We start from the raw sequence: 24,955 nt of genomic DNA on the forward strand, positions 1-24,955 counted from the left end.
GCGAGACCGGTGCGGTGGGCGATATGAGCGGATCGGCGTCTTCGTCCGCGGAGCACGACTCCGCCGACCCGTTCGGCACCGTGCAGCTTCGCGCCGGAGTGCTCGCGGCCTGGCGGGATTCGCCGACCCGGTTGCGTGAGGACGCGGCGGCCGAAGCTGATCTGGTGCGCGCCGGTTACCGCGACCGGCTGCTCACCGAGCTGGCGCAGAACGCCGCGGATGCCGCGGCGGCCGCGGGGGTGCCGGGCCGGATCGTGGTGCAGAGCAGTGATCGGACGCTGTCGATTGCCAATACCGGCGCCCCGCTGGACCTGGCGGGTGTGCACGCCCTGACCGCGCTGCGTTCCTCCGGGAAAACCGGGGGTACCGGGGAAGTGGGGCGGTTCGGGGTCGGTTTCACCGCGGTGCTCACGGTGAGTGAGGAGATCGAGTTCCGGTCGACCAGCGGATCGCTGCGGTTCTCCCGGGAGGACACCCGCGCCGAGCTCGCGGCCGCGGGCGTCACCGTTCCGGAGACGGAGGGCGGGTTTGCGCCACCGGTGTTGAGGCTGGCCTGGCCGCACGCCGCGGCACCGGGTGCCGGCGCGGACAGTGAAATCGTGCTGCGGCTGCGACCGGATATCGACCGGGCGGCGCTGCTGGAATCCATGCGCGCCGAGGCGGTGGATCTGCTGTTGGAGCTGCCCGCCCTGAACGAGATCCGGATCGAGGATTTCCCGGTTCGGTCCACGGTCCGGGATATGGGCGAGACAGGGTTACGCGAGATCCGGATCGACGTGGCCGGAGCCGAAGAGGTCTGGTGGGAGTACCGGACGGCGCGTGCGCGCTGGCTGGTACCGGTACGCGACGGCCGGCCCGTCGCCGCGCGAGCCGATGTGCTGCGCGCCCCCACCCGCTCCGACGAGGAACTGACGTTACCGGCGCTGCTGATCGCCGATATCCCCATGCAACCCGACCGCCGCCGGGTCCTTCCCGGCGCCCGGCTGCGCGAACTGGCCACCGGGTACGCCGATTTCGCGCGTGCGCTGCCGCCCGCATCGCGCCCGGTGTTGATCCCCGCCCCGGGGTTCGCGCGTAGCGAGGTGGACGGGCTGCTGCGGGAGTCGATTCTGGAGGAGTTGCGCGACAACCCCTGGCTTCCGGTTTTCGCGGCCGAACCCGCGGCGGACCGATCCGACGAGCGGGTGGCGGCACCCACCCGCACCAGCGTTTTCCCCGGCCTCACCGCCGAACTGGCCGAACTGCTCGGTGATGTGCTCGATCCACTGCTGATCCCGGACCTGTCCGGCACGCGCTACGCGGATGTCTTGGCGACAGTGGGGGTGCACCGGATCGGTTCGGCGCGCGTCGCGGAACTGTCCGCGGGCCTGGATCGACCACCGTCGTGGTGGTCCGCCCTGTACACCGCGCTCGAACCTTTCGTCACCGACCAGTTGGCGGTCGAGGAACTCGGTGCCCTGGCGGTACCGCTGGCCGACGGCCGAACGGTCACCGGCCCGCGCACAGTGCTGCTGGACGACGAACTTGCCGCGCTCGCAGATCCGGTACCCGTGCACTGGGCGCGGCTGGTGCATCCCGCGGCGGCGCACCCGCTGCTGGCTCGGCTCGGTGCCCGGCGGGCAACGCCCGCCGATCTGCTTGCGGACCCTGCGTTACAGGCGGAACTGACCGATCATCCCGGCGACCCGGACACGGTCGAGTCCGTATTACGACTGGCGGCGATGGCCGATACGGCCGCCTTACCGCCCTGGCTGGGGATGCTCGAACTCCCGGACAGCGAGGGCGGTACCCGACCGGCCGACGAACTGCTGCTGCCCGATGCCCCATTGATCGAATTGCTGGTACCTGATTCGCCGTTCGGGGTCGTGGCCACCGCGGTGGTCGAGGAATACGGCGCGGGCGCCTTACAAGCGATCGGGGTCGGCTGGGATTTCGGGATCGTCACCGAAACCGACCCCACCGGACCCGACCATCATCTCGACGACGAGGAAACCTGGTGGGCCGGGCTTTCCGAGGACCCGCCGGAGCTGACAGCGGTACGCGATCTGGACCTGGTGGACGATGCCGGCTGGCCGGAGGCACTGTGGCGGTTGCTGTCCGACGAGCGGACCCGGCCGCTGCTGGGTGACACCGACGGATACACCGCGTGGTGGTTGCGCAGGTACGCGCGGATCGACGGGGTCGCACTGGGCGGCTACCGGCACCCGGCCGAGACCGAATTCGCGGGGCTGCTCCCGGAACTGCCGATCACCGGGTTGTCCGGCCCGGACCTGGACGCGCTCGGCGGCTGCCTGGCCGACCCCGCTGCCCTCGACCTCACGCTCGCCACAATGCTGCTCGAAGCGTTGGCGGATCCGGCGAAGACACCGGCTGCGGAAGTGGTTGCCCGGGTACACGCACGGCTCGGCGCGGCGGTACACCGGCTCGATATCACCGCCCTGGACCCACCCGATCGGGTACGTGCACTGTCGGGCGCGGTGATCGACGCCGGGGACGCGCTCGTGCTCGACAAGCCGTGGTTCGGTTTGGCGGTCCCCCCGGACCGGCTGGTCGTCGCCGATCCCGAGACGGCGGCGGATCTGTCGATGCTCCTGGATCTTGCTTCGGTCTCGGAAGAGGTGGATGCAGAAGTGCTCGACGCGGGCCACGAAACCGACTGGGATCGGGAACCGCTCGGCGTGGTCCTGCGCCGGATGTTCACGCTTGCGCCGCAGCCGGGCACACTGCGGGTGCACGACGACCTACGGGTCCGGCTTTCGGGGGCGGTGACGCGGACGGTGCGGGTTCCGTGGTGGCAGGACGGCGATACAGTGCATGTGCTGCGGCCGGGGCCGGCGCACTGAGCGCGGACGCCGGGTGTCAGTCCGCCTGTTCGGCGAGCGCACGGGCCAGTAGATCGAGCTGAGTGCGCACACTTTCGCTGTCGTCGTCGACCAGCCAGCGCAGGACGATACCGTCGATGGCGCTCAGCGTGAACCGGGACAGCTGCCGTACCGGAACCTTCCAGGTGCTGCCCGTCGCGTCGCGGGCATGGTCGAGAATATCGGCGACCGTGGAATCGTTGAATTCGTACTGTTCCCGTGCGATCGCCAGTTTGGCGGGCGTCTGCTCGCCCTCCCGTAAGGCGTAGGTGGTGGTCTCGTAGGTAAGCAGCTGACGCTCGGGGGTGGCCTCGATATTCAGCCACATGAGTTCCAGCCCGGCGCGCAGCAGATCGCGCAGTGCGGTGGTGCCGCTTCCGGCCTGCTGCCAGACGGATTCGTTGGCGTCCACTGAATCGCGCAGCTCCATCGACAGCGCCTTGACCAATTCGGTCATCAGCGCGTCTTTGTTCTCGAAGCAGTAATGCACCACACCTAGCGATACGCCCGCCGCTTGGGCGACATCACGGGTAGTGACACCCGCGACCCCCTTTTTCTCGGCAAGGCCGATCGCGGCCTCGATAAGGTGGGCCCGTCGTTCTTCGACGCTCAATCGGGAGGACACACGAGCGAGTTTGGCGGTCCGGGTCCCAACAGTCAATTCCCCGTCGCGGTCTACGGGACCCCGTCCGGCCCGGCGCACCGACAGCCGGTGCGGCCCCGCTGCCTCGGATAATGCGCGGCCGATGCTCACAATCCCGTCTGCGCGCCCTTGTCGCCGCGGCGGGCGCCCCGGCGCTGTACGACGAAGATCGTGTAGCCGAGCAGGCCGACGGCCAGACCCATCAGGCATACCGGCCGCGCAGTCTCCCAGCGGTCGCCGCCGAGCCAGACGACCACGGTGGCGATCGCGAACAATACGGAGCCCAGCGCGAGCACCGGGCGAGGGTCGGTCAGCCACGATGGGAACTGCGGGAGCCGGGCATTCACCTGATCAGCGTAACCGCAGTACGCGCGCCGATTCGACGCGTGTCACGTATCGTTCACATTGTGAATACGGACTCGGATGTACGGGCGCTGGCCAGCGACCTCTCGCTGGCGGTGGTGCGTTTGACCCGGCATCTGCGGGGGCGGCGTGCGGAATCGCAGATATCGCTGACCCAGCTCTCGGTTCTGGCCACCCTCGCCAACGAGGGTGCCATGACGCCCGGTTCACTCGCCGCGAAGGAACGGGTCCAGCCGCCGTCGATGACGCGGGTGATCGCCTCGCTCACCGATCTGGGGCTGGTGGATCGCGACCCGCATCCGACCGACGGCCGGCAGATCATTGTCTCGCTGTCCCGGGTCGGGCATACGCTGCTCGCCGAGGAGCGCAGCGCCCGGGAAGCCTGGATGAGTGACCGGCTCGCGGACCTGGATCCCGATCAGCGTGCCGTACTCGAACAGGCCGTATCGATTCTCAACCAGATCGTCGCCGACTCCGAATAATCAGTGGGCGGCACCGTAGCTCGCCCCGAAGGGCTGGTCGCTGTCGACTATCTCGCGGCCGAGGGGGAACAGGGCCAGCGGGATGAGTTTGAGGTTCGCCCAGGCGAACGGGATTCCGACGATGGTGACGGCGAGCGCGATGCTGGTGCCGAGGTGCCCCAGCGCCAACCACCAGCCGGCGACCACGAACCAGATGATGTTGCCGAGCAGGGCGCCCGCGCCGGCTCCCGGCTTCTCGACGGTGGTGCGGCCGAACGGCCACAGCATGTAGAGAGCATTGCGCATCGCCGCGACCCCGAACGGGATCGTGATGATGAGGACGAAACAGATCAGGGCAGCGACGAAATATCCCAGCGCCATCCAGAAACCGCACAGGATCAGCCAGAGGATATTGAGCAGCAACTGGATCGGCTTCATACGTCAAGCATGCCCGAGCGACGCGATATCCGCACCCAGAGCGCGGCCCGGGTGGCGCGGCTTGGCAGGATAGGTGCGTGGCCGTGGTTCTCGATGTGGACAGTGCTGCCGATCCGCGGGTCGACGATTTCCGGGACCTGAAGGCAGCGGACCGCAGACCCGACCGTCCCGGTGGGAAGGGCCTGGCCATCGCGGAGGGGGCCGTGGTGGTCCGGCGCATGCTGGAATCGCCGTTCCGGCCGCATGCCCTGCTCGGCGTGGACAAGCGATGGCAGGACCTCGCGGCCGACCTCGCGGACTTCGATATCCCCTTCTACCGTGCCCCGGCCGAGGTGATGGCGCAGGTGGTGGGTTTCCACCTGAATCGCGGCGTGCTCGCGGTGGCCCACCGGCAGCCGGTCCGGGATTTCACCGACCTCCTGGCCGGCGCCACGACGGTCGCCGTACTCGAGGGCGTGAACGACCACGAGAATCTCGGTGCGATGTTCCGCAATGCGGCAGGGCTGGGCGTGGACGCGGTGCTGTTCGGGCCCGGCTGCGCCGATCCGCTGTACCGCCGCTCGATTCGGGTTTCCATGGGGCATGCGCTGCGGGTGCCGTTCGCGCCGGTGCCGGACTGGCCGGCCGGCTTGGAGGTGCTGCGCCGGCAGGGCTTCCAGGTGATCGCGTTGAGTCCCGATCCAGCGGCCGCGACGCTCGCCGCCGCGCTCGCCGGCCGCCGAGTGGCGCTGCTGCTCGGCGCGGAAGGCCCCGGCCTCACGGAGGAGGCGATGGCGGCGGCGGATATGCGAGCCCGGATCCCGATGTCCCCGGGCACCGATTCGCTGAATGTGGCCACGGCGGCGGCGATGGCTTTCTACGAGCGGGTGCGGGCCTCGTGACCCCCGTCGGCCGTCCCGGCTACGGCGACTACCCCGGCCCGCCCAGTGAACCGACTCCGTGGGCGGCGGGGATAACGGTTGCCGCACTGGTCGCCGCACTAACCGCGGTCGGTGTATTCGCTTTCGGCGCGGCCCTGACCCAGGTGCACCCGCTGCTCTCGCCGGCGGTGAATGTGGTCGCGGTGGTCGGTATCGCGCCCACCGCATGGCGTTGGCGGCACCGCCCGGTGACCCGCTGGGTACTGGCCGGTGCCGGGATCGGCGTACTGCTCGGCTGGATCGGGCTGCTCGCCGGCATCTGAGCGCAGCGCGGCGGGGGTTACTTCTCGGCGGGTACCGCGGCATCGTGGCCGCGTAACCAGGACAGCAGACCCTTGCGTTCGTGATCGCCCCGGTTGCGTGGCGGCCGGGGATCGTGGCGTGCGCCCTCGTCCTTGGGATGGAGCCGGAAACCACACACCCGGATATCGCCGGGGGCCACCGTGGGCCGTTCCGTATCGGAATCCCGCGCGCTCGGCTGCTCGGGCGGAGCCGAGGTCGTCGGGAAGTACCGGAATCCGAGCCATTCGTGGTTTGCCGTATCCGCGAAACCGGGCGGGTCGAACGGCAATACCAATGGATCCGGGAGTTCGCCCAGCCGCCACAGGATCGGATGCTCACCCGCCCAGTGCGGCCGCTCCCAGATATGCGGCAGGCCCTGGTCCTGCAGGATGTTGAGACGGGTGGAACTGAACGCCCGGCGCAACTCGCCGCGTTCCCAATGCGCGAACGAACCCCAGCCGTATTCGAGGTCGAACGACACCAGATACGTATGCTCCTCGGCCAGCGGTCGCACGAGCAGGTCCGGGATCTCGGTCGGGTGTACCCGGGCCGCGTAAGGGCTGCACAGTAGGTTCAGGCCCGGATAGCAGCCGATGAACAGTTCGTCGGGCCGCGGTCCGGTGGCTTCCCGGAGAGTCGCCGATGCCCTCGGTTCGACCTCGAGGTCGGGATGCAACTGCCGGGCCAGTGCGTAGGCCGCATCCGGGTCGGGGTCCGGGTCGGCGCCCAGGACCGCGAGCGGGTCGGGCGTATCGACGTACCAGACCGAGGAAATCTTGGACAGCATCCACCCACCTCCGATAGCACACGAACCGGGTCGTGAACTGCTCGGCGTGCACCTCGGTCGTTATCGGGGCAGCCCCGAATCGACCGCGTCGCCGTACAGCGGAACTTACTCGCCCGACCCGGTGGATCGGGCGGTTGTCGCGGGAAACACGCCGGTTCGCAGCCGTTCAGTGACCCGAGCTGCGGACCCCGAGCAGCACGTCCTCCCACGACGGCATGGGCGCCTTACCGCGTTTGCCGCGCGAAGTGGATTTCGTGGCTTTGGCCGGCCCCTTGTTCGTAGCAGGTTTGGCCGTCGGCTCGAGTTCGGGAGTCCGCTGCGCCTCGGCGGGGGCGGGCCCGGGTTGGGCGGTATCCGCGTTCCGCGTTTCGCCGGCTTCCGCGGCGGGCACCTCGGAACCGCCTGCCTCGGCGGGGGCGGTGGTCGGTTCCGCGGCGGGCTCGGCCGGCGATTCTGCGGCTTCGGCGGGGACCTCTGCGGCTTCGACCGGCGGGTCCGCGATTGCCGCGACCCCCGAGGGTTCGGGCGCTACCGCGCCGGCTTCACTGGTGGCCGGGGCGGCCTCGGGCTCGGCGAGCTCCGGCTCGGCCGGCGCGACGGATTCCGCCGGCCGCGTCTCGGTTTCCGCTACGGGGTAGGTCACCGCGGGGGCGGGGTCGGCGGTAACAGGGGTTTCGACCGGCGCGGGAGCAACCGGCACTTCCGCCGCGGGCGGGCGATGAACTTCCGCCGCTGCCGGCCGATACGGTTCGGCGGGAGCCGGCGGGGCAGCGGCGTTCGCCGCGCTGGTACCCGCGGGCAGGGCGGCCGCGCCGGTGGGCCGGCCGGTGCCCGGCGACAGCGGTGCCGGAGCGGGCAGGGTCGTACTGCCGCCCGCTGCGACAGCGCGCTGCTCGTAGAAGTTGTCCACCGCGGCCGGCCGCGCCGGCTGCCGGTGAGGTTCGGCCACAATCGGTTCCGGCACGGCCGGTGTTTCGGCTTCGACCGGCAGAATCGAGGCGAGCCCGCGCAGTGCCCGGCCGAAATCCGGATCGATCAGATCGGTGGCGGGATCATCGAGAGGGGATACCGTGCCGCCGTGCGCGTCCGGCTGGTAGCGCCAGTGCGCGGCGATCTCGGAACGGCCGTTCTGCCATTGCAATTGCGCGACCCAGAAACCCTTCTCGTCTTTCCAGGCATCCCATTCGGCATTGTCGAGGGTATGACCGCGGGCGGTGAATGCCGCGGTGACCACATCGATCAAGATTTCCACCGCCGGCCCGTCGGGCCGGATCGGATGGGCCTTCTGGGCGAGGTCGGCAGCCCGCGCGCGTTCCAGCAGTACCGGATAGGCGAAACGTTCCACCCGGCTCAACGGCATCCCGGATTCCTGGGTCACCTGCTCCACGGAAGCGCCGGCGCGGATTCGAGCCTGGATATCGCGAGGACGCATAGTTGCTTCCATTTCGATCTCTATCTGGCCGAATCGGGCAAGGTCGCCGCGGGCCGCGGCACGGAGTTTGTCGTCGGCGGGAAGCCGGAATTTCTGGCCACTTTCCGTGTCGACGCACACGATATGGGCGGAGTCGGGCGTCACCCCGATCACTCGAAGTTCACGCACCATTACCTCCTTATCGCGTCGCTCGCGATACCGCCCACGTTCTGGAACAGTAGTGCACTTCTGGGATTCGTGTGGCAAGACACGCGGCACCGAAATGTACCCTGCGGCCGTCACCTACGGCTAATCTGCTCTATTCCCTTGTGTATCAAGTCGATTCCGGATGAAGCGGATGTCAAGGCGTCGGGCCCGCCGCGCAACACGCGCGACGGGCCCGAATTCGCAGGTGATCCGGTTCAGCCGAGTTTCTCGACCACCCAATCGACACAGCGGGTGAGCTGAGCCACGTCCTCCGGATCGATGGCCGGGAACATGCCGATGCGCAGCTGATTGCGGCCCAGTTTCCGGTACGGCTCGGTATCGACGATCCCATTGGCGCGCAGCGTCTTGGCGACCGCGGCGGCGTCCACCGAATCGGCGAAGTCGATGGTGCCGACCACCTGGGAGCGGTGTGCCGGATCGGTGACGAAGGGGGTCGCGTACTCGCTGGCCTCGGCCCAGCCATACAGCCGGGAGGAAGAATCCAGCGTCCGCTTCACCGTCCAGTCCAAGCCGCCGTTACGGTTCATCCACTCGATTTGATCGGCGAACATCAGCAGGGTGGCCAAGGCCGGGGTGTTGTAGGTCTGGTCTTTGACGCTGTTCTCGATCGCGATCGGTAGCGAGAGGAAATCGGGGGTCCAGCGACCGGAATCCTTGATCTCCTGGACCCGTGCCAGCGCGGCCGGGCTCATCAGCGCGATCCACAGCCCGCCGTCGGCGGCGAAGCATTTCTGCGGCGCGAAATAGTAGATATCGGCATCGGTGATATTCACCGGCAACCCGCCCGCACCGGAGGTCGCATCGATGGCGATCAGTGCGTTGTCCGAGCCCACCGGCCGCTGCACCGGAACAGATACACCGGTGGAGGTTTCGTTATGTGCCCAGGCGATCAGATCGGCGGCCGGATCGGCGACCGGTGCCGGTGCACTACCCGGATCGGCCGATACGACGATCGGATCGCCGAGGAACGGATTCTTTTTGGTGACACTGGCAAACTTCGAGCTGAATTCGCCGTAGGTCAGATGCAGGGAGCGCTCGCGGACCAGTCCGAACGCGGCGGCATCCCAGAAAGCCGTGGTGCCGCCGTTGCCGAGGACGACCTCGTAACCTTCGGGAAGCGAGAACAGATCCCGCAGCCCGGACCGCACGCGGGCGACCACATCCTTGACCGGTTTCTGCCGGTGGCTGGTGCCGAATACCGAGGCACCCACCTCCACCAGGGATTGCAGCTGCTCCGGGCGGACCTTGGACGGGCCGCAACCGAAACGACCGTCGGTGGGCTTGAGCTCATCGGGGATGGTCGGGAACGCACTGGTCATGGCCAACAGCGTAACCGCGCCGTTGCTGTGCCGCGTACCACACTCCGGCTAACGTGAGTGGGTATGAGCATGCGGTCGTCGAGGGGCGCTGCCGGAGATCGATCCGATGACGGCCGTGGCGGTGGTCACGGCGAGGAATCGGGTCCACCGGCGCCGGGTGGGTGGCTGCGCGGACTGCTGCCGCGGCGTTTCCGTCGTCGTGGCGAGGCCCCCAGCGGCGCCGATCGCCGGGAGTTGCTGACGTATGGCACGGCCGGATCCGCCACGGTGCTTGCGGCCGGGACCCGGCGGCGTGAACCCGGCTATACATTCCGGGTCCGTGTCCGGCTTCCCGGGCTGGCCCCCTACGAGACCCAGATCCGGCAGCGCGTATCCGGCGCGGAACTGGACCGGATGCGCCCCGGCGACCTGGTGTGTTGCCGGGTGGACCCGCACGACCGCGACCGCATGGTGCTGTATTCACCCGGCGAGGCCGACCCCGGCCGGGCCGCGCTGGCGAAAACCTTGGCCGACGGCCGCCGGGCCACCGCGACCGTACTGGCGGTGAATCCTGTCGAAGTCGACTACTGCGGCTGCGACGATCCGGTGATGCGCCTGGACCTGGAGTTACGCGCCTGGGACGAACCGGACCCTTGGCATGTGCGGGTCGTCCAACCGGTGCCCCTGTCTGCGATCGAACTCCTGGACCTGGGCGCGAAACTCCGGGTCGCATTCTTCACCGTCGACAACGGCGACTCGGTGGCCATCGATTGGGAAGCCGATCCGGACTGCGTCTGACGACGCGGCGTCGGCCTACTTCCGCGGCGGATGCGCCGGCGGCTCTGAACTACGCCGGGAGTCCACGCACTACACGGCGACGCTGCCCCAGCCCGCGACGTCCTGCGGGGCGCGGGGGCCCGGCCCTGTATAGATAGCCGCGGGGCGGACCAGTTTGCCGAGTTTCTTCTGTTCCATGATGTGCGCGCACCAGCCGGCGGTCCGGCCGCAGGTGAACATCGCCGGCATCATATGGGCCGGGACCTCGGCGAAATCGAGGATGACCGCCGCCCAGAATTCGACATTGGTTTCGATGGCCCGGTCGGGGCGGCGTTCGCGGAGTTCGGCCAGCGCCGCCTGTTCGAGGGCGGCCGCCACTTCGAAGCGCGGGGCGGCCAAGCGCCGGGCGGTATCGCGCAGCACCCGGGCCCGCGGGTCTTCGGCGCGGTAGACACGGTGGCCGAAGCCCATGAGCTTTTCTTTACGGTCGAGGATGCCTTTGACCAGCGCACGCGCGTCGCCGCTCCGCTCGACTTCCTCGATCATCGGCAGCACGCGAGCCGGTGCGCCGCCGTGTAGCGGGCCGGACATCGCGCCGATGGCGCCCGAGAGCGAAGCCGCGACATCGGCACCGGTGGAGGCGATGACACGGGCGGTGAACGTGGAGGCGTTCATACCGTGTTCGGCGGCCGATACCCAGTAGGCGTCGATGGCTTCGGTGTGCCGTGGGTCCGGATCGCTCTTCCAACGCGTCATGAACCGCTCGGTGACCGTGGTGCATTCGTCGATCCGGCGCTGCGGGACCGCAGGCTGGTAGATACCGCGCGCAGACTGCGCGACGTAGGACAGAGCCATGACCGACGCGCGGGCAAGGTTGTCCCGGGCGGTGGTTTCATCGATGTCCAGCAGTGGCTGATATCCCCAGATGGGCGCGAGCATGGCCAGACCGGCCTGCACATCGACCCGGACATCGCCGGTGTGCACCGGCAGTGGGAATGGTTCGGCCGGGGGGAGACCGTGCCCGAATTCACCGTCCACCAGCAGTGCCCAGACATCGCCGAAGGTGACCCGGTTGGTGACCAGATCTTCGATGTCCACGCCGCGGTAGCGCAGCGCGCCGCCGTCTTTGTCGGGTTCCGCGATATCGGTGGTGAACGCGACCACCCCCTCGAGGCCGCTGACAAAATCGTCCGGGACCCGGCCGGCCCCCGAAACGCCGGAATTGGTGGTCATACGCGACTCTCCTTTCAACAGAACTCTAGCGCTTTGCTACTCCGGAGTAACGTCTGGCCCATGTCCGATGTGGAGGAGTCCGACGCCGGTCTCGCGGCGATGCGCGCCGAATACGGTGCGGCCCACCCGCGTTCACCGGAGCAGGGGCCGCTGCTCGGTGTGCGCGATACCGAACTCGACGAGAACTCGGTGGCCGGTGGCTGGGAGCCGCTGTTACGGCAATGGATCGACCAGGCCACCTCGGCCGGTATCGCCGAGCCCAACGCGATGGTGCTCGGCACGCTCGATTCGGCGGGGCCCGTCACCCGGCCGGTGACCCGTACCGTCCTCTGTAAAGGGCTCTCGCCCGACGGTGTCACCTTCTATACGAATTACGACTCGGCCAAAGGTGCGCAACTGGCCGCGGTGCCGTATGCATCGGCGACCTTCCTGTGGCCGCAGCTCGCGCGTCAGGCGCATCTCCGCGGTCGGGTGGAGCGGGTACCTGCCGGAACCACCGAAGAGTATTGGCGGTCGCGCCCTCGCGAATCGCAGCTGGGAGCGTGGGCGTCGGAGCAGTCGCAACCGATCTCCTCGCGGGACGAACTCGATCGGCGGTTGGTCCGGGCCACGGCACGCTTCGCCACCGCCGCCGAGATTCCCGTGCCTCCGCATTGGGGCGGTTACCTGCTGCGACCCGACGAGGCGGAGTTCTGGCAGGGGCGGCGGGGTCGCCTGCACAACCGGATCCTCGTCCGGGTCGGCGCAACCGGGATGTCGGTGCAGCGTCTGCAGCCGTGACCTGGCGGTTCGTCCGCCGTCACGGTCCGTTACCCCCGTGTCCAGGCCTTTCGGTGACATTTCGCACGGTTTCGATTCCTGTGCCGTGGGTACCGTATTGCTACCCGGCGCTGCGGCGGTTCACCCCACCGCGGCGCGGATCGTTGCGGTGGGGTCGTGCCACCACGGCGCAGGTTCGTAATCCGGCCGGTCACAGCGGTGCCGGGCGGTGTCCGGCAGGCCGAAACGCACGCCCTTTCGGGCCGTATTGTGAGATAGCGGCGCGGGTACCCTCCCCGCCGGCCCCCTCGGAGCAAGGACTAGCGTCTACCGATAACGCACCGCGTGCCGACCGCATGCGATGCCGATGGTCACAGCCTGAGAGGGAACCTTCCGTGCCGGAGAATCACATCAATGACGCCAAACCGGTTCTGACCTATCCGGGTGGCGAGTACCCCATGACGATCGCCCAGGCCGCCGAAGGAAACGACGGTATCGATCTCGGCAAGCTGCTGGCGAGCACGGGATATACGACCTATGACCCCGGGTTCGTCAATACCGCGTCCACCAAATCGGCGATCACCTATATCGACGGTGAACAGGGCATTCTGCGCTACCGCGGGTATCCGATCGAACAGCTGGCCGGTAACTCGACCTTCATCGAGGTCAGCTACCTGCTCATCTACGGTGAACTCCCCACCCAGGACCAGCTGGAGGATTTCACCGACAAGATCCGCCGGCACACCCTGCTGCACGAGGACCTGAAGCGCTTCTTCGACGGCTTCCCCCGTAACGCGCATCCCATGCCGGTGCTCTCCTCGGCGGTCAACGCGCTGTCCGCGTACTACCAGGATTCGCTGGACCCCCGCGACCCCGAACAGGTCGAGCTGTCCACCATCCGGCTGCTGGCCAAACTGCCGACCATCGCCGCGTACTCGTACAAGAAGTCGGTGGGCCAGCCGTTCCTCTACCCGGACAACTCGCTGTCGCTGGTGGAGAACTTCCTGCGGATGACGTTCGGCTTTCCGGCCGAGCCGTACCAGGTAGACCCCGAGATCGCCAACGCTCTGGACATGTTGCTGATCCTGCACGCCGACCACGAGCAGAACTGTTCCACCTCCACGGTCCGGCTGGTCGGCTCCTCCGACGCCAACCTGTTCACCTCGGTATCCGGCGGTATCAATGCGCTGTGGGGCCCGCTGCACGGTGGCGCGAACCAGGCGGTGCTGGAGATGCTGGACGGTATCCTGGCGGCCGGTGGTGACGTCAAGGAGTTCATCCGCAAGGTCAAGAACAAGGAAGACGGTGTGAAGCTGATGGGCTTCGGGCACCGGGTCTACCGCAACTACGACCCGCGCGCCGCGATCGCCAAGAAGCACGCCGACACCATCCTCAGCAAACTCGGCAGCGATCCGCTGTTCGATATCGCCCAGGCGCTGGAAGAGGCCGCGCTCACCGACGACTACTTCGTCGAGCGCAAGCTCTATCCGAACGTCGACTTCTACACCGGCGTCATCTACAAGGCCATGGGCTTCCCGACCCGTATGTTCACCGTGCTGTTCGCAATGGGCCGGCTGCCGGGCTGGATCGCACACTGGCGGGAAATGCACAGCGAAGCCATCAAGATCGGCCGCCCGCGGCAGATCTACACCGGTTACGGTGCACGGGACTATTCCGAGATCACCAACCGCTGACCCGATTGAATCGAAGGGGATTCAAGGCATGAGCAAACCGGAAATCGAATTCCAGGCGGGCCCGCCGCCCACCGAGCTGGTCATCAAGGACATCACCGTCGGTGAAGGTCCGGAAGCGGTGCCCGGTGGCACCGTAGAAGTGCACTACGTCGGCGTGGAATTCGATACCGGCGAGGAATTCGATTCGTCGTGGAGCCGCGGCGAATCGCTCAGCTTCCCGTTGCGCGGCCTGATCCAGGGCTGGCAGGACGGCATCCCTGGGATGAAGGTCGGCGGCCGCCGCCAGCTCACCATCCCGCCGGAACTGGCCTACGGCCCCGCGGGCGGTGGCCATCCGCTCTCCGGTAAGACCCTGGTCTTCGTGATCGACCTGCTCGACGCGAAGTAGAACCGGCCACACCTGAATATTGCCTCGGCGCGCGCCTCCACCAGGGGGTGCGCGCCGACGCATTGGGTCGGTGTTTCCGGTGTCTGCGCCCGCGGGGTTTCGGCCCCTCGTCCGGCTGCCGGGATCTCGCGGTTCTCTCGCGTGAGCTTCGGGCAGTGCCGGCCGGATGGGGCCGGCGGCTACTCCAGCGCGCCGTCGCGCCGGTCATCCGGCAGAACGAGAACCAGCCGGACTCCGCCGAGTGTGCCGTCGTCGAAGTACGCCCGGCCGCCGTGTAACTGGGCCTGCTGAGCGACCAGTGCCAGACCGAGCCCCGATCCCCCCTTGTGGGCGCCGGTACCGCGGGCGAAGCGGGCGAAAACCGCTTCCCGCTCCGCGGTCGGTATTCCGCGGCCGTTGTCGTCGACGGAGATGACGATGGTTGCGTCGTCGTCGCGGTGTGCCGACAGCACGGCCGCGGTCGCCTCGCCGTGTTTCACCGAGTTCTTCAGGGCGTTGTCCACCGCCAGCCGCAAACCCGCGGGCAGACCGCGAGTGATCAGTTCGGCATCGGTATCGACGCGGACCACCAAGCCGGGATAGTGGCGCATCGCGTCGTGGGCGGCGAGATCGCACAGTTCGGCGATATCGGTGTCGATATGGTCGCGTTCGGAGGTGAGGTCGCCGGAGGCCAGCCGTTCCAATGCGGCCAGGGTGGTTTCCACCCGCTCCTGGCTGCGTTGCAGGTCGGCGAGGATTTCGGTGCGCTGTTCCGCGCTCAGGTCCAGCGTGGCCAGCACCTCGAGGTCGGTGCGCATCGCCGTGAGCGGGGTGCGCAGTTCGTGCGCCGAGACCGCGGCGAAATCCCGCGCGGTTTCCAGGGCGGCCGCCGTTTCGGTCTGTGCCTGGTCGACCCGGCGCAGCATGGTGTTCACCGCGTCCGCCAATTTCTCGGCCTCCAGCACCCCGGAGCTGTCCACCGGTTCGGGGGTGGCGTCGCGGTAGCCGGTCCGTGCGCCGACCTGGCGGGTGAGTACCACGATGGGACGGACCGCCCGGCCGCCGAACAGCCAGCCCAGCGCCGCCGACGCGGCGATCGCCGCCAGGCCACCGAACAGCAGCCACCGTCGCTGGTCGGCTGTGGCCTGCGCGGCGTCCGCGGCGGGGATGCCCAGTGACACTGTCCGGCCCGTGGGCTGGTTCTCGGTGGTGGTCAGCACCCGGTAAGGGGTGTCGTCGACGGTGACCGTGCGCGATCCGGGGTCCAGCTCCGGTAGCCGGGTGACGCTGGAGGCCACCATCTGACCGTCGTCGCGGACGGTCAGCGCCATATCGCGATCCGGCCCCACCAGGTTCACGATCCCGACCGCGATCACCGGGTCGATCACCACCAGCCGGGACGCGATCCGCAGCTGCTGATCGGTCTGCTGCAAGTTGTTGCGTTCGATCGCAGGTATGGCGATGGCGCTGACCAGCGCGACGATGAGTACCGATCCGGCGGCCGCCGCCCCGGCGACTCGGGTGCGCAGGGAATATGATCTGCGGCGCCGGCGGGGAACGCCGTCGTTCACTTGGTGTCCCGGAGGACGAACCCGACGCCGCGGATCGTATGCAGTAGCCGCGCAGTGCCGTCGACCTCCAGTTTGCGGCGCAGGTACCCGACGAAAACGTCGACCACATTCGTATCGGCGGCGAAATCGTAGCCCCATACCAGTTCCAGCAGCCGTTCCCGGCTCAGTACCACCCCCGCGTTGCGGGCCAGTGTGGACAGCAGTTCGAATTCGCGTTTGGTCAGATCGATCTCCTGGCCGCCCAGCACGGCCCGGTACCCGGCCGTATCGACCTGTAGCGGCCCGACGACGATGGTGTCGGAGGGCCCGGCCGCAGCGGTATCGCTGCGCCGGCGCAGCAGCGCTTTGATCCGGGCCACCAGTTCGGCGAGAACGAACGGTTTGATGAGGTAGTCGTCGGCCCCCGATTCCAGCCCGGCGATCCGGTCGCCCACCGAACTACGCGCGCTGAGCACACAGATCGGCACCTCGTTGCCCATCGCCCGCAGCGCCGTCACCACCCCCGCACCGTCGAGCACCGGCATATTCATGTCCAGCACAATTGCGTCGGGTCCGTTGTCGGCCACGGCCCGCAGCGCCGCCGCCCCGTCCCGGGCGATACTCACCTGGAACCCGGACAGGCGCAATCCCCGTTCGACCGACGCGAGTACATCCTCATCGTCGTCGACAACCAGAACCGCCGGTTTGGTCCGCTCCACCACACCGCCCAGTGTATTGACGAGCAATCGGTGCGCGGTGACGCCGCGGCGAGTGTCCAGGCGGGACCCGGGCGTTCGGCTCGCTCCCGCGAACCGAACGCCCGGTCGTTCTCACCCTCGGTGCGTGAGAGCTCAGTAGCTGTGGCAGGTGTCGGCCACGCCCTGCAGGGTGGCCTGCATTTGCTGCGCGCCCGGGTCGTCCTGAGCCCGTTGCGCGGCCTGCGGGTTCTGCTCGATGTACTGCTGCAGCTCGGCCCGGCGCTGTTCGACCGGCTGATCGAACTTCGCCTGCAGCTGGGCCTTGGCATCCGGGTTGCTGTCCAGCATGGCCGCGAGATCCGGAGCCTGGTCGTGGAGTGCGGCATCGACCTGGGCGAACGAGCAGTCGCTCGTCAGCAGAGGTTCGGCCATCTCCATGGGGCCTGCCGAGGCGACGGCGGGGCTCAGGAAGGCGGTGGCCGCGGCGGCCGCTCCCAGGGTGAGGGTGGTGAGACCGAACTTGCCGAACCGCCGGTTCGTGGTGTGTGCCATGGGGACTACTGCCTCCTACGTGTCGAGTCGAGCCGTGGCTCGTGGGCACCTCAGACCGTATTGGGCAGTGTTGGCCGGACTCTGAGGTTTTCTTAAGAGGACTTTGTGCTTTGTTGCGGCTGGATGATCCGGACGAGTTCGTCGAGGACGGTGGGATCCTCGATGGTGGAAGGTATTTCGTAACTTTCGCCCGCTGTCATCTGGCGGATGGTTTTGCGCAGGATCTTTCCGGACCGGGTTTTCGGCAGCGCGGGGACGACGACGGCGTCGTACAGTCCTGCCACGGCACCGATTTGGGTCCGCACACGTTCACTCAGTTCGTCGCGCAGCGTTTCGATATCTACCCGGGCATCGGATTTGAGTACTACATAAGCGATCGGCCGCTGCCCTTTGAGTTCGTCCGGAAGACCGATCACCGCGCATTCGGCCACCGCTTCGTGCCCCGCGACGGCGGCCTCGATACTGCCCGCGGAAAGGCGGTGCCCCGCCATATTGATCACATCGTCGCTGCGGCCGAGGACGAAAAGGTATCCGTCCTCATCGAAATAGCCCGAGTCACCGGTCAGGAAATGACCCGGATACGCCGCCAGGTAGGAACGCTGGAACCGCTCCTCGTCGTGCCACAGACCGGTCAGCGCGCCGGGCGGCAGCGGAAGACCGATGACGATATTTCCCTCGGTATTCGCCGCGACCGGATTACCCGAGGAGTCCAGCACCCGCAGGCGGTATCCCGGTACCGGCACCGAGGCGGAACCCGGTTTGATCGGCAGTCGCTGTATCCCGAGCGGATTGGCGCAGATAGGCCAGCCCGTTTCGGTCTGCCACCAGTGATCCACCACCGGACAGTCTTCGCGCCCGGCGAGCAGTGTTTCGTCGGCCCAGGTGAAGGTGGCCGGATCGAGCCGTTCGCCCGCGCAGAACAGTGCGCGCAAGGAGGAAAGATCATGTTCGTGGGCCAGTTCGGCGGCGGGATCGGCGCGGCGGATGGCCCGCAGCGCGGTGGGTGCCGTGAACAGTGTGTGCACACGGTGTCGTGCCACCACTCGCCAGAACGCGGCGGCATCCGGGGTGCCCACGGGTTTGCCCTCGAACAACAGTGTGGTGGCCCCGGACAGTAGCGGGGCGTAGACGATATAGGAATGGCCGACCACCCAGCCGACATCGGAGGCGGCCCACATCACCTGCCCCGGCCCGACATCGTAAATATTGCGCATGGACCAGGTCAGGGCGACGGCATGCCCGCCGTTGTCGCGCACCACCCCCTTGGGCTTACCGGTCGTACCCGAGGTGTAAAGCACGTACAGGGGATCGGTCGCCGCCACCGATACCGGGTCCACTGGGGCGGCCTCGCGTACCGCGGCGTCCCAGTCGAGCCAGCGCGCGGCGCCGCCGGAAACCGCACCGAAATCGTGCCCGGGAAACCCGGGGCGCTGTTTCACCAGGACGATCCCGGGGGCCGCGGTTTCCGCTAGTTCCAGTGCCCGGGCCACGATAGGCGGGTAGTCGATGGTGCGGTGGGGTTCGAGGCCGCCCGAAGCGGTCACGATCAACACCGGTTCGGCGTCATCGATGCGCGCCGCCAGCTCGGGCGCGGCGAACCCGCCGAACACCACCGAATGCACAGCTCCGATCCGGGCGCAGGCAAGCATCGCGACCACGGCCTCGGGGATCATCGGCAGGTAGATAACGACCCGGTCACCGGCCTGCACGCCGAGGTCACGCATGGCGCCGGCGAATCGGGTGACCCGGTCGAGGAGTTCGGAATAGCTGTAGACAAGACTTTCGCCGGTCATCGCCGATTCGTAGATCAATGCGGATTGCTCGCCGCGGCCGGCGATCACATGCCGGTCGAGCGCGTTGTAGCAGGTATTGAGACGGGCTCCGGGAAACCAGCGCGAAATCGGTCGGGCCGTGTCGAGAGCCTGTTCGGGTGGGGTATCCCAATCGATATCCGCCGCGGCCCGGGACCAGAACTCGGCGGGATCGACCAAACTGGTCTGATAGACCGGTCGATACTCGTTCCTCGCGTTCACCCGTGCTCCCTAGCCTCGCAGCAATCCTCGCCTCGATAGATCAGCACGATTGTGGCAGACTTCACGCGACCCCCTGTCGGGTGTCGCGACCATGGCTTATGCCTGTAATCGGCTGGTCAGTGTGCGCCAACCCGGGCCTAGTACACCAAGAAGTTATTGATCCGTTAGAATCTGATGACACGAATTCGGTCCGTCGTAGACGCAATTTCTCGGCCAGCCGCGATCCACGGGCAGCTCCACCCGTCGAACCACTATGCGAGTGTGGAGCTCTCCTGTGGTGCATGGCTGGGGCCAGGTTGGAAAGTGAGTGGGAATGCGTGACGCCGCTAGGTCCGGCACGAAGCGCTGGGCGCTGAGTAACTGGGACCTTCGCTGGAAGGTTACGGCCGTCCTGGCTGTGCCATTGGCGGTCGCGGTCGGACTCGGTGTGTCGAGGATATCGGCGCAGTGGGGCGAAGCGAATCGGCTGGGCTCGTCGGCCGAGAACGTCAGCCTCGTCCCTGCGGTTCTCGATCTCAGCTCGGCCACCTCGACCGTCGCGGGCTCGCAGGCCATCGCGATCGCCCCCAATCGATCCATGGTCACCGAGGACAACCTGACAACCTTGGACCAGACCATCACGGCAGCCAAGGACGCTCTCACCGATCTCGACGATCTTCCGGGCGCGCACCAGGCACTGTCGGAGATGATCGATCAGGCCGAGCAGGTACGTGCCGGCGGTCTGGCGCCGTCGGGTTCGCCGGACGAGGCGGTCGCGGAGCTGGACCGAGCCCGCAACGCCGGTGTCCGCGCCGTGGAGGCGATCATCGGCGAGGTCGGCGACCCGTCGATCGATCCGGACAAACTCCGGCTCGTCGACGCGCTGAACCTGCGTTCCGCCATGGTCGGTGAGATCACCGCCGCCGCCGAGCTGCTGCGCGATCAGGAAACCGGTGAGCAGGCCTACCGGGCCGCGACCGATACCGAACTCGCGCTGCTGAACATTCTGAGTCAGCGCTACAACGCCGAAGACCCCGATATCGTGGCTCTGCGCGAGGGCGTCTTCACCCGTCAGGCGATGCTGGATACGCCGGAGGCGCAGGCGGGCCGGATCCCGCTGGGTGAAGCCCGCGAATCGCTGCTGGCGAGCACCTCGACCACCGACAAACTCATCAGCGAGGCGACCACCGAGATCGACAACGGTGTGCAGCGGATGGCCGACCGGGCACTGTCCGACGCCGTCATCTATTCCATCGTGGTGCTGCTGACCATCCTCGCGGCCTTGCTGCTGGCCGTGTTCGTGGCCCGTTCGATGATCGTGCCGCTGCACCGGCTGCGGCTGGCCGCGCTGCGCGTCGCCGAAAGCGATCTGCCCGACGAGGTCGCGCAGCTGCGCACGGGAGCCGCACCGGAAGAGGTCCCACTCGAACCGATGCCGATCCGGTCCGAGGAGGAGATCGGCCAGCTGGCCCGCGCGATCGACGATATCCACGGTCAGGCGCTACGTCTGGCCAGTGACCAGTCGCAGATGCGTTCCCAGGTCAACGATATGTTCGAGACCCTGGCGCGGCGCAGTAAATCGCTTGTCGACCATCAACTCAGCCTCATCGAGGCGATGGAGTACGACGAGAAGGACCCGCGACTGCTGGAGAACCTCTTCCGGCTGGACCATCTCGCCGCCCGTATGCGCCGTAACGGCGACAACCTGCTGATTTTGGCCGGTACCAAGCAGCGGCGCGCGAAATCGGCGCCGGTCGAGATCGCCGATGTGCTGCGTGCCGCGATCTCCGAGGTCGAGGATTACGAACGCGTCAAATTGGGTGCCACCCCGCGCGGCGCCCTGATCGAACCGGCGGCCTCCGATATGGCGCATCTGTTCGCCGAGCTGCTGGACAACGCGCTGCGGGCTTCGCCGCCGGAAACCGATGTGAAGTTCACCTTCGCGCAGGCGCACGACCAGGGACTGCTGATCGAGGTCGCCGACCGCGGTATCGGTATGCCGCCGAGCGAGATGGCCGAGATCAACCGCCGGCTGGAGAACACCGCCGAACCCGGCCCGGACACCGCCCGCCATATGGGTCTGTTCGTCGTCGGCCGACTCGCGGAACGGCACGGCCTGGATGTCCGGCTGCGGCCGACCTTCGATACCGCCCGCGATCCCGGTGTCACGGTGACCGTGCATGTCCCGATGAGCCTGATCGTGGCGGGCGAAACCCAGATCCTGCCGCTGGCCACCGGTTCGGGCCCGCAGCCGCTGGTGCCCAGCGACGGCGGTAAGAAGCCCGAACCGGAGGGATCGGCCGACGAGGCCGCCGCGGCGGCGCTGCGCAATGCCGGCGGCGCGGCCATGCAGACCCGCGGTATCAGTCGTACCGCCGACGGCAACATGATGGTCACCGTCGATCCGGGGATGAGCGGTCCGCTGCCGGCGGTCGAACGTCCCAAACCGGCGGAACGTCCGGGCAGTCCGGCGTCGGCCGGCACGGGCGGCTTGCCGCAGCGGCAGCCCGGTTCCGCGATGGCCGGCGGTCTGCGTGACGGCGAACAGGGCACCACCAGCCTGCGTCAGGCCAGTGCGGGCAGTACGGCGCAGCGCGGAAAACTCGCCGCCGCCAACCTTCCCAAACGTAATCTCGGCCCCGGCGGTGCCACCCCCACCCCGCCGTCGCGCACCCCGGGTGATTCGCCGGCGGATGGCGCGCGTCCCACGGAGAGCAGCCTCAGCGGTTTGCCGCAGCGTCAGCCGGGCACCGGTGGGTCGCCGCAGCGGGGCGCCGGAGGTCTGCCGCGGCGTCAGCCGGGTGAGGGTGACGCGGCGCGGCCCGGCCCGAGTGGTCTGCCGCAGCGTCAGCCGACCGGTGATGCATCGCAATCCGCGTCTGGAGGTCTCCCGCAGCGCCTTCCCGCCGCTGGTGATGCATCGCAATCCGCGCCCGGAGGTCTGCCCCAGCGCCAGCCCGCTGCTGGTGATGCATCGCAATCCGCGCCCGGAGGTCTCCCGCAGCGCCAGCCCGCCGCCGGGGACGCATCGAGATCGGGGGCCGGTGGCCTGCCGCAGCGTCGTCCCGGAGCGAACGGTGCGCCCGGGGCGCCTCAGACACCGCCCGCTCGTTCGGATTCCGAGCATGTCGCCGAAACCGCGTCGGAAACGGCGGCACCGCAGCGTCCCGCCGGACCGGTGCCCCCGCGGCGCCCGGCCCCGCAAGGACCCAACGGACTCCCGCAACGCGAACCCCGTCCGAATGCTGCCCGCGAACCCGGTGGTCCGGGTCTGCCCCAGCGCCGCCCGGCGGGGGGCCAGGGCGGGCGTGACCAGGAACCACCGCAGCCGGCCGATACCGCTTCCGGTGCCCTGCCCACCCGGCGAGAACCCACGCACAACGGTCTGCCGCCGCGCGATTCCTCCGGTGAGCTGCCGGCGCAGCGTCGTCCGGCCGATGGTCTGCCGTCGCGGGAATCTTCCGGTGAACTTCCCGCCCAGCGGCCCCCCGTCGGTGGTCCGCCGCCCCGGCATCAGTCCCCGGGCGGCGGGTTGCCGCAGCGAGGTGCGGGCAGTAGCGGCCTGCCACAGCGCAGCCCGGCCACCAACGGGCGTCCCCGGCCCGCCGGTGTCGAGAACGGTCTGCCACAGCGTGAGAACGGGGCCCTGCCACGCCCCGACGAATCGGGTGCGTTGCCGAGGCGGCAGCCGGGTGGGTACACCGCCGAGCGGTTCGACAACCCGCCGGGTGTCGCGCTGCCCCGGGAACCGGAACCCGCCGAGGGCTCGGCATCGGTTCGCGAACCCGGGCGGCACAGTTACAAGTCCAACCCGGCGAAGACCGCTTCGTTCTTCCAGACCCGACTGCAACCGGCCGAGGAAACCGACAGCGTGATGGGCGGTACACCCATTTTCGCGGAGATGATGTCGGCCTGGCTCTCGGATCCGAACGCCGATCGCTCCGAGGCCGGCGGCTCCTTCGAATCACCGGGCGACGAGGGCTGGACGGCTGCTCGGCGAGCCAGCGAGGCCGAACCCGAAACCCGTACCGCGGCCGGTCTTCCGCAACGTAATCCGGGCGGCCGACTGGTGCCCGGCGCCGTCAACGGCGCCCAGGAACGGACGCCGAGTCGCAATCCCGAAACGATCCGGTCTAGTTTGAGTCGGCACCAGCAAGGTGTTCGGGATGGCCGTGCAATGCGAGCAATGAACCTAACCGGAGACAAAGGAGACCGATGAACCCCGAACTAGGTGGTACGAACCGTCAGTTGGATTGGCTGGTTTCGAACTTCGCAGGCGAGGTTCCTGGCGTAGCCCATGCCGTTCTGGTCTCGGCCGACGGCCTGCTGATGGCGGCGAGTGCCCAGCTACCGGTCGATCGGGCCGAACAGCTCTCTGCTGTTACGGCCGGACTGGCCAGTCTCTCGGTGGGTGTGTCCAATCTCTTCGAGGGCGGGACGGTCCTGCAGTCCGTCGTCGAAATGGAACACGGCTACCTGCTGTTGATGGCGGTAGGTGACGGGTCATATCTCGCTGTCCTGACCAATACGTCCTGCGATATCGGACAGGTCGGATACGAAATGGCTTTGTTGGTCGAACGCGTGGGCCAGACAGTTCAGGCCACTCCGCGCGTCACAATGGGTTCCTGATGGTGGGATGGACATAGAGGATCACCGCGTGGGAGGCTCCGAGCCCAGTCTCGTGCGCCCGTACTCGCTGACCGCCGGTCGTACCAGACCGAAGGTGGAGCTGGCGCTCGAGGCTCTGGTCGCGTCCCATCCGATACCGCTCGAACGCCAGTACGAACTGAGCAATATCGAGAATTCGATAGTCGAGTTGTGCAGGGAGTCGCCGTCGGTCGCCGAACTAGCGGCGCGACTGGGTATACCGATCGGGGTGGCGCGTGTATTAGTAGCGGACCTGATCGAAGCCGGGCATGTCCGCGTTTCGGCGACTTTGAAAGACGATTCCAGCGACGATGAACGTCGCGAGCTGATCGAAAGGGTTCTCAGTGGACTCCGGCGTATATGATTCGACGGCGCAGGTCGATACCCGTGTCATCAAGCCGACCTCGGCAAAGATCGTGGTCGCAGGCGGGTTCGGCGTGGGCAAAACGACGCTGGTGGGGGCAGTTTCGGAAATCGTTCCGTTGAGAACCGAGGCTCTGGTGACCAATGCCAGCGCCGGGATCGACAATCTCGCGGGTATCGAAAGCAAATCCACCACCACGGTGGCCATGGACTTCGGCCGCATCAGCCTGGCCGACGATCTGGTGCTGTACCTGTTCGGTACCCCGGGCCAGTACCGCTTCTGGTTCATGTGGGACGACCTGATCCGTGGCGCCATCGGCGCGGTGGTGTTGATCGATACCCGGCGACTGGAGGACAGCTTCGCGGCGGTCGACTACTTCGAGGCGCGCAACCTGCCGTTCCTCGTCGCGCTCAACCAGTTCGACGACGCCCCGCAGTACCCGGTCGAGGATATTCGGCAGGCGCTGGCGGTTCCCGCCGATGTGCCGATCATGCCGATCGACGCCCGGCGCCGGGAACCTGCCAAGGAGGCCTTGGTGCGGCTCACCGAGTACGCGCTGCAGAAGGTCACCCGCGGCTACTGAACCGCTGCCGGTCATACTGGTCGGTGT

23 protein-coding genes are annotated in these 24,955 nt (G+C 67.8%); 12 read left to right on the plus strand and 11 right to left on the minus strand.

Going from position 1 to position 24,955, the window contains the following annotated elements; genetic code table 11:
- The first annotated feature begins 23 nt into the window (after positions 1-23).
- A complete protein-coding gene (locus NS6_RS12030; RefSeq protein ID WP_068040761.1) occupies positions 24-2,843 on the plus strand; it encodes a sacsin N-terminal ATP-binding-like domain-containing protein in 2,820 nt (939 codons plus the stop codon).
- A 16-nt stretch (positions 2,844-2,859) separates the two neighbouring features.
- Here NS6_RS12030 and NS6_RS12035 read toward each other — a convergent pair whose 3' ends face one another.
- Positions 2,860-3,486: a TetR/AcrR family transcriptional regulator gene (locus NS6_RS12035; protein WP_068040698.1), complete on the minus strand. Its 627-nt coding sequence runs from the start codon at positions 3,484-3,486 to the stop codon at positions 2,860-2,862.
- 125 nt (positions 3,487-3,611) lie between these two features.
- On the minus strand, positions 3,612-3,851 hold the full coding sequence (locus tag NS6_RS34655; RefSeq protein ID WP_068040700.1) for a DUF2530 domain-containing protein: 240 nt from the start codon (positions 3,849-3,851) through the stop codon (positions 3,612-3,614).
- 60 nt (positions 3,852-3,911) lie between these two features.
- Here NS6_RS34655 and NS6_RS34660 point away from each other — a divergent pair, with 60 nt between their 5' ends.
- Positions 3,912-4,349, plus strand: coding sequence for an Rv0880 family HTH-type transcriptional regulator (locus tag NS6_RS34660; RefSeq protein WP_174552585.1), 438 nt, complete (start codon positions 3,912-3,914; stop codon positions 4,347-4,349).
- On the opposite strand, the gene NS6_RS12050 is transcribed toward NS6_RS34660, so the two are convergent.
- Positions 4,350-4,766, minus strand: a complete 417-nt coding sequence (locus NS6_RS12050; RefSeq protein ID WP_068040702.1) for a YccF domain-containing protein — start codon at positions 4,764-4,766, stop codon at positions 4,350-4,352.
- A gap of 77 nt (positions 4,767-4,843) precedes the next feature.
- Here NS6_RS12050 and NS6_RS12055 point away from each other — a divergent pair, with 77 nt between their 5' ends.
- Entirely contained in the window at positions 4,844-5,647 is an 804-nt protein-coding gene (locus tag NS6_RS12055) for a TrmH family RNA methyltransferase (RefSeq protein WP_068040704.1), read from the plus strand.
- The gene (locus NS6_RS12060; RefSeq protein WP_068040707.1) at positions 5,644-5,949 is read left to right on the plus strand and encodes a DUF2537 domain-containing protein; all 306 of its coding nucleotides are present in this window, start codon (positions 5,644-5,646) and stop codon (positions 5,947-5,949) included. The genes NS6_RS12055 and NS6_RS12060 overlap by 4 nt, the downstream gene beginning before the upstream one ends.
- A 17-nt stretch (positions 5,950-5,966) precedes the next feature.
- Here the strand turns inward: NS6_RS12060 and NS6_RS12065 are convergent, their stop codons facing one another.
- The 3 genes from NS6_RS12065 to serC form a co-directional block, all read right to left on the minus strand.
- Positions 5,967-6,755, minus strand: coding sequence for a DUF6928 family protein (locus NS6_RS12065; protein WP_068040709.1), 789 nt, complete (start codon positions 6,753-6,755; stop codon positions 5,967-5,969).
- 166 nt (positions 6,756-6,921) lie between these two features.
- Positions 6,922-8,355, minus strand: coding sequence for a septation protein SepH (gene sepH, locus NS6_RS35770; protein WP_245669282.1), 1,434 nt, complete (start codon positions 8,353-8,355; stop codon positions 6,922-6,924).
- A gap of 233 nt (positions 8,356-8,588) precedes the next feature.
- Positions 8,589-9,713 (minus strand): phosphoserine transaminase, encoded by a 1,125-nt coding sequence (gene serC / locus NS6_RS12075; RefSeq protein WP_068040710.1) that lies wholly within the window; start codon positions 9,711-9,713, stop codon positions 8,589-8,591.
- A gap of 63 nt (positions 9,714-9,776) precedes the next feature.
- Here serC and NS6_RS12080 point away from each other — a divergent pair, with 63 nt between their 5' ends.
- Positions 9,777-10,490 (plus strand): hypothetical protein, encoded by a 714-nt coding sequence (locus tag NS6_RS12080; protein ID WP_084470981.1) that lies wholly within the window; start codon positions 9,777-9,779, stop codon positions 10,488-10,490.
- A gap of 69 nt (positions 10,491-10,559) precedes the next feature.
- On the opposite strand, the gene NS6_RS12085 is transcribed toward NS6_RS12080, so the two are convergent.
- On the minus strand, positions 10,560-11,702 hold the full coding sequence (locus NS6_RS12085) for a citrate synthase 2 (RefSeq protein WP_068040712.1): 1,143 nt from the start codon (positions 11,700-11,702) through the stop codon (positions 10,560-10,562).
- Between the two features lie 60 nt (positions 11,703-11,762).
- On the opposite strand from NS6_RS12085, the gene pdxH reads away from it, so the two are divergent.
- The 3 genes from pdxH (at position 11,763) to NS6_RS12100 (ending at position 14,543) form a co-directional block, all read left to right on the plus strand.
- Entirely contained in the window at positions 11,763-12,482 is a 720-nt protein-coding gene (gene pdxH / locus NS6_RS12090) for a pyridoxamine 5'-phosphate oxidase (RefSeq protein WP_068040714.1), read from the plus strand.
- A gap of 335 nt (positions 12,483-12,817) precedes the next feature.
- Positions 12,818-14,155 (plus strand): citrate synthase, encoded by a 1,338-nt coding sequence (locus NS6_RS12095; RefSeq protein WP_210747427.1) that lies wholly within the window; start codon positions 12,818-12,820, stop codon positions 14,153-14,155.
- A 28-nt stretch (positions 14,156-14,183) separates the two neighbouring features.
- Positions 14,184-14,543, plus strand: coding sequence for an FKBP-type peptidyl-prolyl cis-trans isomerase (locus NS6_RS12100; RefSeq protein ID WP_068040716.1), 360 nt, complete (start codon positions 14,184-14,186; stop codon positions 14,541-14,543).
- Between the two features lie 179 nt (positions 14,544-14,722).
- Here NS6_RS12100 and NS6_RS12105 read toward each other — a convergent pair whose 3' ends face one another.
- From NS6_RS12105 to NS6_RS12120, 4 genes are all read right to left on the minus strand, one after another.
- Positions 14,723-16,093, minus strand: a complete 1,371-nt coding sequence (locus NS6_RS12105; RefSeq protein WP_157112719.1) for a sensor histidine kinase — start codon at positions 16,091-16,093, stop codon at positions 14,723-14,725.
- On the minus strand, positions 16,090-16,794 hold the full coding sequence (locus NS6_RS12110; RefSeq protein WP_371859334.1) for a response regulator transcription factor: 705 nt from the start codon (positions 16,792-16,794) through the stop codon (positions 16,090-16,092). The genes NS6_RS12105 and NS6_RS12110 overlap by 4 nt, the downstream gene beginning before the upstream one ends.
- A 129-nt stretch (positions 16,795-16,923) precedes the next feature.
- Positions 16,924-17,322 carry a hemophore-related protein gene (locus NS6_RS12115; RefSeq protein ID WP_068040718.1) on the minus strand — a complete coding sequence of 133 codons (399 nt, stop codon included), beginning with the start codon at positions 17,320-17,322 and terminating at the stop codon, positions 16,924-16,926.
- Between the two features lie 92 nt (positions 17,323-17,414).
- Positions 17,415-19,355, minus strand: coding sequence for an AMP-binding protein (locus NS6_RS12120; protein WP_068040720.1), 1,941 nt, complete (start codon positions 19,353-19,355; stop codon positions 17,415-17,417).
- Positions 19,356-19,668: 313 nt separating this feature from the next.
- Between NS6_RS12120 and NS6_RS12125 the strand changes: the two genes are divergently transcribed.
- The 4 genes from NS6_RS12125 to NS6_RS12140 are packed head-to-tail and all read left to right on the plus strand — an operon-like array spanning position 19,669 to position 24,928.
- A complete protein-coding gene (locus NS6_RS12125) occupies positions 19,669-23,553 on the plus strand; it encodes a sensor histidine kinase (protein WP_084470983.1) in 3,885 nt (1,294 codons plus the stop codon).
- Complete coding sequence (locus NS6_RS12130) at positions 23,550-23,963, plus strand: roadblock/LC7 domain-containing protein (RefSeq protein ID WP_030522784.1); 414 nt, start codon at positions 23,550-23,552, stop codon at positions 23,961-23,963. Before NS6_RS12125 ends, NS6_RS12130 begins: the two co-directional genes overlap by 4 nt.
- Before the next feature lie 7 nt (positions 23,964-23,970).
- On the plus strand, positions 23,971-24,345 hold the full coding sequence (locus tag NS6_RS12135; RefSeq protein ID WP_033244145.1) for a DUF742 domain-containing protein: 375 nt from the start codon (positions 23,971-23,973) through the stop codon (positions 24,343-24,345).
- Positions 24,326-24,928: a GTP-binding protein gene (locus NS6_RS12140; protein WP_174552586.1), complete on the plus strand. Its 603-nt coding sequence runs from the start codon at positions 24,326-24,328 to the stop codon at positions 24,926-24,928. Before NS6_RS12135 ends, NS6_RS12140 begins: the two co-directional genes overlap by 20 nt.
- The last annotated feature ends 27 nt before the right edge of the window (positions 24,929-24,955 follow it).

It is taken from the genome of Nocardia speluncae NBRC 108251, assembly GCF_001613245.1.
GTDB classification, from domain to species: domain Bacteria; phylum Actinomycetota; class Actinomycetes; order Mycobacteriales; family Mycobacteriaceae; genus Nocardia; species Nocardia speluncae.